Here is a 13,942-nt window from a genome sequence, read left to right on the forward strand (position 1 = left end):
ACCATGGTGGTGGTGACCCACGAGATGGGCTTCGCCCGCGAGGTGGCCGACCGCGTGGTGTTCATGGACTACGGGCGCATCGTCGAAACCGGAACCCCCGAACACTTCTTCACCAACCCGCGCCACGAGCGCACCCAGCTGTTCATGAAGCAGATCCTCTAGCCCGCGCGGCGCGAGGACGGACGAGGCCCGGGGGCCCGGGGGCGAAGCGGCTCCCGGGCCCCCGGGCCGTTTGGGGCCGGGCCGGGGCGGAATCAGCCCCGGGAGCGCGGGGGCTGGCGCGCCGTGCGCCGCAGCAGTTCCAGATGCCGGGGCAGCAGGGTGCGCAGGTCGTAGCGCTCCAGGGCCGTCTGCCGCGCGGCGGCGCCCAGGCGCGCGGCCAGGGCCCGGTCGTCCAGCAGGGTGCAGATGGCCTCGGCGAAGGCCGCGGGCCGGAAGAAATCGCACAGCAGGGCGCTTTGCCCGTGGGTCACGGCCTCGCGCACGGGCTCGGTGTCCGAGGCCACCAGGGCGCAGCCGCAGGACATGGCCTCGACGAACGACCACGAGAGCACGAAGGGCCGCGTGAGGTAGACGTGGACGCTGGAGGCCCGCAGCAGGTCGCGATACTGGCCGTAGGGCAGCGAGCCGGTGAAGTGCAGGCGCTGGAGGTCCAGGTCCAGCACCTCCAGCATGTGCTCCTTCCAGCTCTTGCCGTCCTCGCGCGGGGAGCCGTAGCACACGCGCTCGGACCCGGCCACCACCACATGGGCCCGGGGCCGGAGCGCCAGCACCCGGGCCGCCGCCTCCATGAACTGCGGAAAGCCCCGGTAAGGCTCCATGCCCCGGCCCACGAAGGTCACGATCTCCTCCACGCCCGTCAGGTCCGCCCCGGGCAGGTCCAGGCCGGGGGCGGCCCCGGGGGCGGGGCTGAAGAACGTCGTGTCCACCCCGTCGTGGAGCACCTCGATCTTGGGCCGGAAGGCGTCGGGGAACTGCGCGCGCTGCCAGGCCGTGGGCGACAGGCCCTGGTCGCAGGCCCACAGGTCGTTGAAGATGACCGCGTTGCGCGTGCGCATGAGCTTGGGCGGCTCGTAGCCCTCCCCGGCGCCGGGGGCCAGCCCGAAGCGCGCGTCGGCGCCCTCGGGGTCGTAGAACCATTCGAAATAGCACATCAGCGGCACGTCGGGCCACACGTCCTTCAGGTACAGCGTGCTGCCCCAGCCGGAGTTGCCGTAGATCACGTCGGGGGTGAAGCCGCGGGTCTTCAGGTCGTGTGCCACACGGTGCAGGGCCTCGCCCTGGAGCACGGCGTCCTGGAGGGGTTCGAGCAGGCGATGGGGCTTCAGGCCCTCGGGGGGCCGGGGCTCGTAGCGCAGCTTGCTGACCCCCGGGATGCGCCATTCGTTGCGCGCGATGCGGGTGGCGAAGACCACCACGTTCTCCTGGCGCGCGCCCAGGGCCGCCGCGACGTGGCGCAACTGTCCGGGAAAATTGGGGTGCGTCAGCAGGACCTTCATCCTAGCGCTCCTGAAGGGCCTCGCCCAGGGACCCCAGGAAGGGGTCGAGCAGATATTGCAGCACCGTGCGCCGCCCGGTGTGGATGGCCGCCACCACCAGCATGCCCGGGATCAGCCGGTACTCGAAATCGCCGTGGCGAAAGCCGTCGCCCTCGGTCTCGATGCGCACGGAGTAGTAGGTCGCGCCGTCGGGGGTCACGAAGGTGTCGGGGCTGACGTGGACCACGCGACCCTCCAGGCGCCCGAAGCGCGCGGAGTCGTGCGAGGCCAGGCGGACCATCGCCCGCTGCCCGGGCTGCACATAGCCGATGTCCGAGATGGGCAGATGGGCCTCCACCACCAGGCGGTCCGACGAGGGCACCACGTCCACCAGGGTCTCCCCGGCCTGAACCACGCCGCCCACGGTGACGAAATGCAGCTTCTTGACCACGCCGTCCACGGGCGAGCGGATCACCGTGCGCTGAAGGCTGTCCTCGAACTTGCGCATGCGCTGGGAGAACTCCTCCAGCTCCTGGCGCTTCTTGAGCAGCTCCTCGCGGGCGTCCTCGCGGAAGGCGGCCTCGGTCTTGCGCAGCTTTTCCCGGGCCTCGGCCAGGGCCGAGCGCGCGCGCGGCAGCCCGGCGCGGTCCTGCTCGATGGCCGAGACGAGCTGCGATTCCTCGCGCTTGAAGGCCAGGTGCTTGTACTGGGTGGTCAGCTGCTCGCGCAGCAGCTCCTCGCTGATGGCGATCTGCTCGCGCACCAGGCGCAGGCCCTCCTGGTTGTTGCGCAGCCGGGCCTCGATCTCCACGATGTCCTGCCCGCGCTGGACCACCGTTTCGCGCAGCACGGCCAGTTCGCTGCCCAGCCGGGCCACGTTGGCCTCGAAGAGCTCACGGTTCTGGGCCACCAGGGCCGGATGCTCGCGGGCCAGGTCCTCGGGAAAGGCCGGGGTTTCCAGCCCGCCCGCCAGGGCGTCCAGCCGGGCCACCTCGGCCCGCAGGGCGGTCATGCGCACGCCAAGCTCCTCCACGCTGGAGCCCGAGAAGGTCTCCTCCAGTTCCACCAGGGCCTGCCCGGCGCGGACCTCGTCGCCCTCGCGCACGTTGATGGCCCGGATGATGCCGCCTTCCAGGTGCTGCACGCTCTTGACCTTGGTGCTGGGGATGACCTCGCCCGCAGCGGTGCTGACGATGTCCAGCCGTCCCACGGCGGCCCACAGCAACATCGAGGCCATGAGGGCCACCGTGAGCCACAGCAGCACCCGCGCGCCACGGGCGGCCTCGGGGCCGTGGGGGTCGGCGGCGGGCTGGGCAGGCCCGGTGCACAGGGGGGCGCCGTCAGGGGCGGGCATGGCGGGTATCCTCCGCTCCCGGGGCCGCGGCGGTCGGCGCGGGCGCGCCGGCCCGCACGGCGGGCACGGGCTTGGTGTTCAGGTCGATGAAAACATCCGCATGGGCGAAGGGCGCCGGATCGTGGGCCAGCACCACCACCGTGGCCCCTGCGGCGCGCATTTCCTCCAGGGCCGAGCGTACCGCCCGGGCGCCGTCGTCGTCCAGGCCCTCGAAGGGCTCGTCGAAAATCGCCAGCCGCCCGCCGGTTCCCAGGGCCCGGGCCAGGGCCAGCCGCCTGCGCACCCCCAGGGGCAGCGTGCGCAAGGCGTCGTCCAGGGGCGCGTCGGCCCCGCCGGGCAGCCCGCGCAGGGCCCGCTCCAGGTCCGCCCGGCGCGCCAGGGTCTCGAAGTCCGGCTCCGCCGCCCCGCCAGGGGGCAGCACGTTGTCGCGTACGGTGCCGCGCAGGAACTCGGGCTCCTGGGGCAGGTAGGCCAGCTGCCCGCGCCACCACGGCGGCGCCAGCTGGCGCAGGGTGATGCCGTCGGCCAGTATCTCGCCGCGCATGGGCTCCAGGAGCCCGGCCAGCAGCCGGGCCAGGGTCGTCTTGCCCGTGCCGTTATCGCCGTGGACCACCGCCAGGGCGCCCGGCTCCAGACGCAGGCTCAGGGACTCGAACAGCGGCCCGCTGCTGCCCGGGTGGGCAAAGGCCAGATCGCGCAGCTCCAGGCGGCCCGAAAACCGCCTGAGGGCCGTGCCGCGTTCCGACTCCAGGGGCAGGCGCAGGAACTCCCCGATCTCGCCCAGGGCCTGGGTGGCCCGGGCCAGGCGCTCCCCGGCCGCCACAAGGGCCCCCGCCTGACGCAAGGCATGGGAAACCAGGATGTTGCACACGATGAGCTGGGCCACACCCAGCCGCCCGTGGACGCACTCGTAGGCGCCCACGGCGAAAATCAGCACCCGGGCCAGGGTGCCCAGCAGGCCCTGGGCCGTCAGGGCGCGCAGACGCCGGGCCGTCAGGGCCATCCGCCGGGCGCCCAGGGCCTGGCAGGCGTCCGCCCACAGGCCGCCCAGGTGCCCGCCCGCGCGCAGCATGCGCACGGTATCCGCACCGTCCACGGCCTGCACGGCCAGGGCCCGGCAGTCGGCCTCGGCCCGATCGGCTTCACGGCCCAGGTCGCGCAGGGAGCCCTGCCCGGCCAGCCCCAAGGCCACGGCCGCAACGGCGAAGGCCAGCCCCAGCAGCCCCAGGACCGGGCTGAAGGCGAACACCGCCAGGGCGAACAGCAGGGCGAAGGGCGCGTCGAGCACGGCGCACAGGGTGGGCGGGGCGAAGGCCTCCTGCACCACCTGGACCACCCCCGCCAGCTCGCGGCGCCGTGCCTCGGGCACCCGGGCCAGGGCCTGGCCCCGGGCGCGCACCACCGTGGCGAACACGGCCTCGCCCAGGGCACGGTCCGGCCCGGCGCAAAGCTGCGCGGCCAGGGGCGTGCGCAGCTGCTGGAAGGCCGCCTGGAGCAGCAGGGCGATGCCCATGCCCGCCGCCAGGGTGTACAGCGTACCGTCGAAGCCCGACTCCACATATTGCCCGAGGATGAGCATGACGAAAAGCGGCGAGGCGAAGGCCAGCAGGTTCACCAGGGCCGTGGCCGCCAGCAGCCGCGCCGTGGCCAGGGGGGCCAGCCGCAGCCTGCGCAACAGCTCCCTCATGGCGCGCCCTCCCGTGCTGGCGCAGGCGCGCCCTGCGCCGGGGCCGCCGCGTCCAGGTCCAGAACCCGGGTGGCGCCCTTGACGATATGCGGATCGGTGCTGACCACCACGATGGTCCGGCCCTCGCGGACCATGACGTTCATGGCCTCGTACACGGCCTGGGCACCCCCGGCGTCCATGCCCGCCGTGGGCTCGTCCAGCAGGGCCAGGCGGCCCGGGGCGGCCAGGGCCCTGGCCAGGGCCAGCCGCTTGCGGATACCCACGGGCAGCGTGCGCCCGGCGTCGCGCACCGGGGTTTCCACGCCCTGGGCGCTGGTGTCCATGAACGGCCCGAGCCCCGCGCGGCGCACGATGTCCCCCAGGGCCCCGGGGCCGAGCTCCGGAGCGGCCAGCAGGATGTTCTCGCGCACCGTGCCGGGCAGAAAGAACGGTTCCTGGGGCAGCCAGGCGACCTGGGCCCGCCACCAGCCGGGGTCCAACCCGGCCAGGGGTCGGCCGTCGGCCAGGATCTCGCCCGCCGTGGGCCGCGCCAGCCCGGCCAGCAGGCGCAGCAGGGTGCTCTTGCCCGCACCGTTGCGCCCCCGCACCACCAGCACCCCGCCCGGAGGCAGGTCCAGCTCCAGCCCGGCGAACAGCGGCTGGCCGCCGAAACCGAAGGCCACGCCGCGCAGGGCCAGCCCGCCCGCGAAGGCTCCGGGGCGCTCCCCGGTCCGGGCCTCGCGCGGCAGGGCGTCCAGGGCCCGCAGCCGCTCCAGGGCCTGGGCGCCCCGGGCCCCGAGCTGTGCGGCCTGCACGCCGCCCGCCGCCCGCGCCAGGGCGTAGGAGCCCATGATCGACGCACCGATGAGCCCGGCCACGCTCAGGCTGCCCTGGACCGCCAGCTTGGCGCCCACCCCGTAGAGCGCGACGCGCACCAGCACCCCGGTGCCCAGGGCCAGGGCCTGGGTCCGGCCTGCGGCCTCGCGGCCCGCGTGCACCAGGCCCAGGACCCGGGCCTGGGCGGCGGAAAACAGCTCGCGGCAAGCCTCGCGGGCGCCAAAGGCGCGCACGGTGTCCGGCGCGGCCAGCCCCTGGGCCAGCGTGGCCCGGGCCTCGCCCCTGGCCCGGGCCAGGGCGCGGGCCTGCCCGCTGGTGGCCCGGATGCCCGCCCGGCCCGCCAGGGCCGTCGCCACGATGCCCAGGAGCACGATGCCCGCCAGGGGCGGGCTGAGAAAGAACACGCTGGCCGTGAACAGCAGGGCGAAGGGTGCGTCCAGCAGGGCGCAGGCGGCCTGGGCGTCGCACGCGGCGTGAACCTCGCCCAGGTCCGCGGCGGCCTGGGCCGCGTCCTCGCGCGCCACGGAGGCCAGGGCCAGGGCGTCCGCCCCGCCCAGGGCGGCGAAAACCCCGGCGGCCAGGGCCTGGTCGCGCTCCCGGCCCAGGCCCTGGGCCAGCACACGGCGCACCGAGGCCAGCAGCCATTGCAGGCCCACCGCCGCCAGGGCGCCCAGGGTCAGAAGCACGAGGGTGCCGTCCACCCCGTGGGCGATGTAGCGCCGCAACAGGATCATGGTGTAGACCGTATCGGCCAGGGCCAGCAGGTTCAGGCAGGCCGTGGCGACGGCCAGCTCCGCCAGCGGGCCGCGGCGCAGGAGCAGGCGGTACGGCAGTTCAGGCATGGAACCCGGCCCCGAAGGAAGAAGACCGGCGGACCCGCCACGGGGCCCGCCGGTCGGATCGACTGTAGGCGTCACGCGAAGGGATGCCTCCCGCAGGAGCTAGAGGAACAGGTCCAGTTCCAGCCGTCCCATGGCATAGAGCAGGTTGTAGGCTTCGATCATCTGGTCGTACTCCGCGCCCACGAGCTGGATCTGGGCGTTGTAGAAATCGGTCTCGGCGGCCAGAACGTCGAGCAGCGAACGGTTGCCCAGGGTGCGCTCCTTGCGCGCCAGCTCCAGGAAGCCTTCGAGGATGGAGGCCTGGCTGCGGAACCATTCGGCCCGCGCCCGGGCGGTCAGCAGATTCTGCCAGGCGGTGCGGATGCGCTCCTCGATGGTCCGCTCCATGTCCTTCAGGGAGTTCACGCCCGAGTCGCGGTCGCGGACGGCGGCCTCCACGGCCTGCATGTCGCCCCCGCCGTTCAGCAGGTTGTAGGTGTACTCCACGCCGAAGCGCTGTTCGAGCTGCACGGTGTCCTTCTGGCCCGCGTCGTTCTCCTTGCGCCAGTATTCCCAGAAGGCGTTGAAGGAGGGGTAGAACTTGGCGTTGGCCGAATCCAGGGCCGCCTCGGCCATTTGCACGGACTTCTGGGCCATGAGCAGCTCGGGGTTCTCGGTCCGGGCGATCTCGATGGCCTCGTCCAGGGAGGCCGGAATCCGCTCGTAGGGCACCAGGGGCGGCTCGAAGTCCAGGACATCGGCGTCGGAGACCTCGAAGCCGTAGACGGCCAGGAACCGGCTCTTGGCGTTGGCCAGCTGGCCCTCGACGGCCACCTGGGTGCCCAGGGCGCCGGAAAGCTTGTACTTGGCCTGGAGCACGTCGGACGACAGGCCCGCGCCCTTCTCCACCAGCACTTCCTCGATGCCTGACTGCTTCTTGAAGCTCTCCACGGACTGCATGGCGTAGCCCAGGGTGCGCACATGCTTGAGCAGGTTCACATAGGAGGTGACGCCCTCCAGGAGCAGGGCCTGGCGGATGAGCACCTTGCGCTGCTCGGCCTGCTCCGCCGTGGCGCCCATCTGGGCGATGACGCTGTCGGTCTTGCCGAAGTCGTAGAGCAGCTGGGTGCCGCGCAGCTTCTGGATGTTGCGGTAGTTGTTCCGCAGGGCCTGCTTGTTGGTGTCGTAGAATTCCTGGCTGAAGTCGCCCACGAGATCGAGCTTGGGATACCAGCCCGACTCGGCCTGGCGCTGGCGGAAGGCGGCGGCGTCCTGGGCCTGGGTCGCGGCCTGGACGCGCTCATGGGTGGCCAGCATGTCGGGCAGCAGATCGGGCAGGCCGGCAGCCTGCGCCCCAACCGGAAACGCGGAAAAAACCAATGCCGCCAGCGCGGCGCACAAGATACCTTTCCTCACGGCGAGCCCTCCGGACGTGGATCTGTCATGTTGCAACACTGGATACATTCTCTATAACGCCAAGATCGTTGTTGATGCAACAAGGAAAACTCGGGCTTTCCCTCGGGCGGATGCGGCCAATGCATCCACCGGACAGCGCGACGCGAAAAGCCCTGAGCCTGGCCGCTTTCCGCTCCGTCCCCCGCCGTCCTCAGGGGCCAAGCATCGCCGCGCCGTGGTAGGCGGCGCCCCACAGGCCGCTGTCCTGGGCGGTGTTCAGGCGCACGGGCACCGCCGCCAGGAAATCGGCGTGGGTATCGCTGGCCAGAAACTCCGCGGCGAAGGCCGGGTCGGCCAGCAGGGCGGGGTTGCGCGCCGCCACGCCGCCGCAGACCACAAGCCCGCCCAGGGCCGCCGTCCGCAGCACATGGTCGCGGCAGGCCCGGCCCAGGAAGCGCGCGGCCCAGCGCAGGGTGCGCGGGTGCCGGTCCAGCCGCCCGGCCACCTGGGCCGGGGCCAGCTCCTCGCCGCTCAGGAAGGCGTGCACCGCAGCCAGCCCCGGGCCGGAGACGACCATGTCCCCCACCACCCGGCTCCGCCCGCCGCGCGCCAGCAGGAACCGCTGGAAGGCGAACTCCTCCTCGCCCTGGAAGGGGAACAGGGCGTGGCCGCCCTCCGAGGCCAGGGCCACATGCCCGCCCCGGCCGTCGGGCGCCAGGAGCGCCTGGCCCATGCCCGTGCCGGGCCCGAGCACGGCCACGGGGCCCCCCTGCCCCGGCGCCGACCCCGGCGCCCCGGGCAGCACGGGAACGGCCGTATCCATGACCCCGGTGAGCACGGCCCAGGCCTGGGCCTGGAAATCGTTGAGCAGCACCACGCGCCCCAGGCCCAGGGCCCCGGGGTCGGACACGTCGATGCTCCAGGGCAGGTTGGGCGGGGCGCAAAACACGCCGTCGCGCACCGGGCCGGGCACGGCCAGGGCCACCGCGTCGGCCCGGGCGGGGTCCAGGGCCGGTTCGGCCCGGCGCAGGGCGTCCAGCAGCCCGGCCAGGGATCCGGCCCCGGCGGAATCCAGCCACAGGGAACGGCCCGGGGCCAGCCCTGCGGGGCCGTGCGTGAAGGCGGCGAACCGCGCGTGGGTGGCGCCGATGTCGGCGGCGAGGATGGTCGTCATGGCTTTGTGGATAGCATACAAAACGCGGCCCGGGGAGCCCCGGGCCGCGATGTTTCCGCCGGGCCTCAGTCCTCCGGCCGGACGGGGGCCGACTGGGCGAAGGGCAGCAGGGCCTGGACCATCCAGGCCTCGCGCTCGCCGGGGTTGGGCTCCAGCACCACCAGCACCCCCCGGCCGAAGCCGGCCAGCAGGTCGCGCTCCGGCCCCGAGGGCGGCAGGGCGCGGCCCTGGGCGTCGACCACCACGGCCATGCGCAGCTCCAGATCCCCGGCGCCCACGGCCCGGGCCACCGCGCCCTCCAGGGCCGTGACGCCGATACCCTCGCGCGGGCCCTCCACCGAGGCCGCCGCGTAGACCTCGCCCGAGCGGGTCAGCACCGCCGCCGCCCGGGGCGTTCCCGTGCGCGGGGCGTAGGCCGTGGGCAGCTCGGCGGCGGCCTTGGCGGCCAGGTCGGCCATATCCTGGGTGCTCGGCTCGGGCACGAACCATTTGCGGTAGATGCGGTCGTATTCGCCGTCGGCCATGATCCGCTTCAGGCCCCGGTCCACGAGGTCGCGCAGGCCCGTTTCGCCCTTGTAGAGGGCGAAGTAGAGCTGCTCCCTGTGCATGGCCGGGCCGACGACCACCAGGTTCCGCAGGTCGCGGCGGGCGATGATGTCCCAGGCGAGCTTGTCGGCGCCCAGGTATGCCTGGGCGTCACCGGCCTGCACGGCCAGGATGGCCTTCTCGTCGTCGTCGTACAGCCGGACCTTGACGCCCCCGAAGGCCTGCAACAGGCCCTGGGTCACGGAATCGCGCCGGGTGGCGACGGTCTGTCCGCGCAGCTGGTCCACGCTGCGCACCAGCGAGGCGCGGTTGACGAAAAACTTGAGCCCCAGCTCCACCGTGGGCGTGGAGGGATAGATGAAGAGCTTGTCGCGCAGGTCCGTGCGCGTGATGCCCGGGGCGATGTGCACCACGCCGCTGGCCAGCTCGGCCTGGCCCTGCTCCCAGCTGCGCATGGGCTTGAATTCGAGCCCCAGGCCCGAACCCTTGAGCGCCGCCTCCAGGATTTCCACCTCGAAGCCCGTGGGCTGCTGGTTGCGCACGAAGGAAAAGGGGATGAACGCGCGGTCGAAGGCGCAGATCTTCTTCTCGGCGGCCCGCACCCCGCAGGGCGCCGCCAGGGCCAGGGCGGCCAGGGCCAGAAGGACGGTCGCTGTACGTTTCATGGTCGGCTCCGGCGACGGCGGGAGCCAGTCCCGCCGGTCGTTCTCCACATCTTGTCGGCGCTGGGGCCGCGATCTTTAGCCCCGGGCCAAGGCTACCACGATCCCCCGCGCGCCGGAAGCGCCCAATCGCCTTGACAGCCGCCCCTGCCGCGACCACATTGTGGGACGGAGGAACACCGTGACCGACGACTTCGCCAACAATCCCTTCAAGGCCCTGAAAAGCGCCGGGCTGAAGCTCAAGGACGCCGACGCCAAGGACGAAAAGGCGGGCGGAGCCCGCAAGGTCGCCCGCAGGGGCAGCCCCGCCCCGGCGCCCGCGCCGCCCAAGGCCCAGGCTCCCGCCCCGGGTTCCCCGGGCGCGCCGGACGCATTCCGGACCGAGGACGCCCTGTTCCTGCGGGCCATGGGCGCCGTGGGCCGCAAGGCCCAGGCCCCGCCCCCCGACGCGCGGCCCAGGCCCCGGGACGAGCGGCCCTTCGGCGACCTGCTCGAAGAGCACGAACAACGCGAAGCCGCCGGAGCCAGGACCGGCACGCCCCCCGCCTCCGCCCCCGGGCCGCGCCCCTCCGGGCGCAAGGCCGCCCGGCCCCCGGCGCCGCCCGCCGCCCCCGCCGACCCGCAGGACGCCGCCCTGTTCCTGGGCGCCGTGGGCGACGTGGACCGCCTGGACGGCGGCGGCGGACGCGACGTGCCCAAGGCCGTGGAGCCGCCCGCGCCCCAGGCCCCGGCCGCCCGGCCCGAGGCCCTGGCCCGCGAGCATCTGCGCCGCCTGGTGCGCGGGGAGGTCGACTTCCAGCTGGAGTTCACCGACGAATACCAGCACGGCCACGTCACCGGGCTGGACCCCAAAATTTTCAACAAGCTGCGGGCCGGGGCCTTCTCCGTGGAGGCCCACCAGGACCTGCACGGGCTCAATGCCGAGCAGGCCCTCTACGCCACGGTGGACTTCATCCGCCGCAATTACCTGCTGGGGCGGCGCACGCTGCTGCTGGTCACCGGGCGGGGCCGCAACTCGCCCGACGGGCGGGGGGTGCTGCGCGACGAGGTCCAGCTCTGGCTGACCCGCGAGCCCCTGCGCCGCGTGGTGCTGGCCTTCGTCACCGCCCAGCCCCGCGACGGCGGCCCGGGCGCCCTCTACGTCATGCTGCGCAAATACAGGAAATCCCTGGGCAAGGTCCAATGGGACCGCCTGCCCGCGGACTGGGACGCCTGAGCGCCGCGCAAAGCGACGCAGGCCGCGCCCGAAAGGGCGCGGCCTGCTTTTTCCTGAAGCCTCCGGGGCGGGATCAGCCCCGGCCCTCCAGTTCGGCGCGAACCTCCTGGGCTGCGGCGACCATGTTGCGCAGGGACTCGACGGTCTCGGGCCAGGCCCGGGTCTTGAGCCCGCAATCGGGGTTGACCCACAGCCGCGAGGCCGGGATCAGCGCCAGGGCCGCGCGCAGCAGGCCGACCATCTCCTCGCGCGGGGGCACGCGCGGGCTATGGATATCGTAGATCCCGGGGCCCACGGCGTTGGGGTAGTCGAATTCCCGGAAGGCCTGGAGCAGCTCCATGCCGCTGCGGCTGGACTCGATGCTGATGACATCGGCGTCCATGGCGGCGATGGCCGGGAGGATGTCGTTGAAGGAGCTGTAGCACATGTGGCTGTGGATCTGGGTGGCGTCGTCCACGCCCGAGGTGGCCAGCCGGAAGCATTCCACGGCCCAGCGCAGGTACTCCCCGCGCTCGGCCTCGGCCAGGGGCATGCCCTCGCGGAAGGCGGCCTCGTCGATCTGGATGATGCGCACCCCGGCGGCCTCCAGGTCGCGCACCTCGTCGCGCACGGCCAGGGCCAGCTGGCGGCAGACCTCGGCGCGCGGCAGGTCGTCGCGCACAAAGCTCCAGCACAGGATGGTCACCGGCCCGGTGAGCATGCCCTTCATGGGCCGCTCGGTCAGGGACTGGGCGTAGGTGATCCACGAAACGGTCATCGGCCCCGGGCGGCTCACGTCGCCGCAGATCACCGGCGGCTTGACGCAGCGGCTGCCGTAGCTCTGCACCCAGCCGTTGCCCGTGAAGCGGAAGCCCGCCAGCTGCTGGCCGAAGTACTCCACCATGTCGTTGCGCTCGGCCTCGCCGTGGACGAGCACATCCAGGCCCAGCTCCTCCTGGATGCGCACCACCCGGGCAATCTCCTCCTTGAGGAATGCCTCGTAGTCCGCCCCGGTGACGGCGCCCTCGCGCAGCAGCCTGCGCTGGCGGCGGATCTCGGCGGTCTGCGGGAAGGAGCCGATGGTGGTGGTGGGCAGCGCGGGCAGGTCCAGCCAGCCCTGGGCCACACTGCGCTCGGCGTAGGGCCGGGCGCGGCGCAGCATGGCCTCGTCCACCTCCGCGCAGCGCCTGCGCACCTGCGGGTCGCGGGTCAGGGGGCTTTGGCGCCGCGAGGCCACGGCCTGGTCGCTGGCGGCCAGGTCCCCGGCGCGGTCGCGCCCCTCCAGCAGGTCGCCCAGGGCGCCCAGCTCGGCGCATTTCTGCGTGGCGAAGGCCATCCAGCCCCTGACCTCGGGGTCCAGGGCCGTTTCGGCCTCCAGGTCGACGGGCACATGCAGCAGGGAGCACGACGAGGCGACCATCAGCCTGTCGGGGCCGATGCGCCGGGCCATGTCCTCCAGCAGACCGACGGCCCGGCGCAGGTCCGTGCGCCAGATGCCGCGCCCGTCCACCACGCCAGCCGAGAGGGTCATGCCCCCGGGCAGCCCGTCGAGCAGCGCGGGCAGGCCCTGCGCGCCGCGCACCAGGTCCACATGCAGCCCCCGGCAGCCCGAGGCCAGGGCCAGTTCCAGACCCCGGGCGCCCAGGGCGCCGAAGTAGGTCGCCAGCAGCAGCCCGCTGTCGGCCACGGCGCCGTTCAGGGCCGCATAGGCCCGCGGGAAGGCCGCCCGGGCCTGGGCGGACAGGTCCGTGCACAGCACGGGCTCGTCCACCTGGATCCACGGGCACAGGCCGTCAAGCTCGCCCAGCAGGGCCGCGTAGGCGTCCAGCACCTCGTCCAGCCGCCCCCAGGGGTCCTGGCCGTCGACGCCCTTGGCCAGGGCCAGGAAGGTCACCGGCCCCAGGAGCACCGCCTTGGGCCGGTGGCCGTGCTCCAGGGCCAGGCGCACGTCGTCCGCCAGGGCCCGCGAGGCCAGCCCCAGGCGCTGGCCGGGCTCCAGCTCGGGCACGATGTAGTGGTAGTTGGTGTCGAACCATTTGGTCATTTCCATGGCCGCGACGCCGCGCGCGGCGTCGCCCCGGGCCATGCGGAAGGCCAGCTCCGGCCCGGCGCCGGGGTCGGCGTCGGCGAAGCGCCGGGGCACGGCCCCGAGCATGAGCGCGGTGTCCAGCACATGGTCGTAGAACGAGAAGTCGCCCACGGCGACCAGGGACAGCCCGGCCCGGCGCTGGATGTCCCAGTGGCGCAGGCGCAGCTCGCGGCCAGCGGCCGCCAGGCCCTCCGGGGACAGCTCGCCGCGCCAGCGGGCCTCCAGGGCCGCCTTGAGCTCGCGGCGCACGCCGATGCGGGGGAAACCGGGAATGTGCCTTTCCATCTGTCACTCCTTTCAGCAAAACGTTGATGAAAGGGAGCAACGACACTCGAAACGAAGACGCCACAAGGCGGGGCCGCCCCGGAAGAACTTCCGGGCGGCTGCGCATGTCTGTCCATATCGCGAGACAGTCGTGCTCCATGCACCCGGGGCGTCTCCTGGCTTCCGACCCCGTGGGGCCACGCTCTTCCCACGGCTTGGGCCGCAGTGGGCGTGGCGGGGTTTGCGTCGGTTACAGTGGCGCGTCCGCGACGGATTTGCACCGTCTTCCGTTTCCCGGGTGCGGGATCGATGGAGGCAGTCTAGTGTGCCCCGGGGTCCAGGGCAAGCGCGGAGTTGGGGGGGCCGGGGCTCAGCCCCGGCCCGGGGGGCGGCCCGGGGGCCTGCCGGACACCAGGGCCTGCACGCGGATGGCGTACTTGTCCATGCGCGCCAGCAGCGTG

At 73.2% G+C, this 13,942-nt stretch carries 9 protein-coding genes, 1 pseudogene and 1 riboswitch; of the genes and pseudogenes, 2 read left to right on the forward strand and 8 right to left on the reverse strand.

Annotated features, from left to right (window positions below; genetic code table 11):
* A pseudogene (glnQ, locus tag M0P34_RS07075) lies at nt 1-162 on the forward strand (glutamine ABC transporter ATP-binding protein GlnQ); the annotation flags it as partial.
* Nucleotides 163-254: 92 nt separating this feature from the next.
* Here the strand turns inward: glnQ and M0P34_RS07080 are convergent.
* The 7 genes from M0P34_RS07080 to M0P34_RS07110 form a co-directional block, all read right to left on the reverse strand.
* Nucleotides 255-1,499, reverse strand: a complete 1,245-nt coding sequence (locus tag M0P34_RS07080) for a glycosyltransferase (RefSeq protein WP_291497835.1) — start codon at nt 1,497-1,499, stop codon at nt 255-257.
* 1 nt (nt 1,500) lies between these two features.
* Complete coding sequence (locus M0P34_RS07085; RefSeq protein ID WP_291497837.1) at nt 1,501-2,832, reverse strand: HlyD family type I secretion periplasmic adaptor subunit; 1,332 nt, start codon at nt 2,830-2,832, stop codon at nt 1,501-1,503.
* Nucleotides 2,819-4,519 carry an ATP-binding cassette domain-containing protein gene (locus M0P34_RS07090; protein WP_291497840.1) on the reverse strand — a complete coding sequence of 567 codons (1,701 nt, stop codon included), beginning with the start codon at nt 4,517-4,519 and terminating at the stop codon, nt 2,819-2,821. Before M0P34_RS07090 ends, M0P34_RS07085 begins: the two co-directional genes overlap by 14 nt.
* Entirely contained in the window at nt 4,516-6,177 is a 1,662-nt protein-coding gene (locus tag M0P34_RS07095; protein ID WP_291497843.1) for an ATP-binding cassette domain-containing protein, read from the reverse strand. Before M0P34_RS07095 ends, M0P34_RS07090 begins: the two co-directional genes overlap by 4 nt.
* A 99-nt stretch (nt 6,178-6,276) precedes the next feature.
* Nucleotides 6,277-7,620 carry a TolC family protein gene (locus M0P34_RS07100; RefSeq protein ID WP_366062204.1) on the reverse strand — a complete coding sequence of 448 codons (1,344 nt, stop codon included), beginning with the start codon at nt 7,618-7,620 and terminating at the stop codon, nt 6,277-6,279.
* Nucleotides 7,621-7,762: 142 nt separating this feature from the next.
* Nucleotides 7,763-8,725, reverse strand: coding sequence for a glucokinase (locus M0P34_RS07105; protein ID WP_291497847.1), 963 nt, complete (start codon nt 8,723-8,725; stop codon nt 7,763-7,765).
* Nucleotides 8,726-8,790: 65 nt separating this feature from the next.
* A complete protein-coding gene (locus tag M0P34_RS07110; RefSeq protein WP_291497849.1) occupies nt 8,791-9,936 on the reverse strand; it encodes a transporter substrate-binding domain-containing protein in 1,146 nt (381 codons plus the stop codon).
* Between the two features lie 178 nt (nt 9,937-10,114).
* On the opposite strand from M0P34_RS07110, the gene M0P34_RS07115 reads away from it, so the two are divergent.
* Nucleotides 10,115-11,149, forward strand: coding sequence for a Smr/MutS family protein (locus M0P34_RS07115; protein WP_291497851.1), 1,035 nt, complete (start codon nt 10,115-10,117; stop codon nt 11,147-11,149).
* A gap of 73 nt (nt 11,150-11,222) precedes the next feature.
* Here M0P34_RS07115 and metE read toward each other — a convergent pair whose 3' ends face one another.
* Nucleotides 11,223-13,502 carry a 5-methyltetrahydropteroyltriglutamate--homocysteine S-methyltransferase gene (gene metE / locus M0P34_RS07120; RefSeq protein WP_291497853.1) on the reverse strand — a complete coding sequence of 760 codons (2,280 nt, stop codon included), beginning with the start codon at nt 13,500-13,502 and terminating at the stop codon, nt 11,223-11,225.
* 150 nt (nt 13,503-13,652) lie between these two features.
* Nucleotides 13,653-13,770, reverse strand: a riboswitch (cobalamin riboswitch).
* Between the last annotated feature and the right edge of the window lie 172 nt (nt 13,771-13,942).

Origin of the sequence: Desulfocurvus sp. (assembly GCF_023230885.1) — a bacterium.
GTDB lineage: Bacteria > Desulfobacterota > Desulfovibrionia > Desulfovibrionales > Desulfovibrionaceae > Desulfocurvus.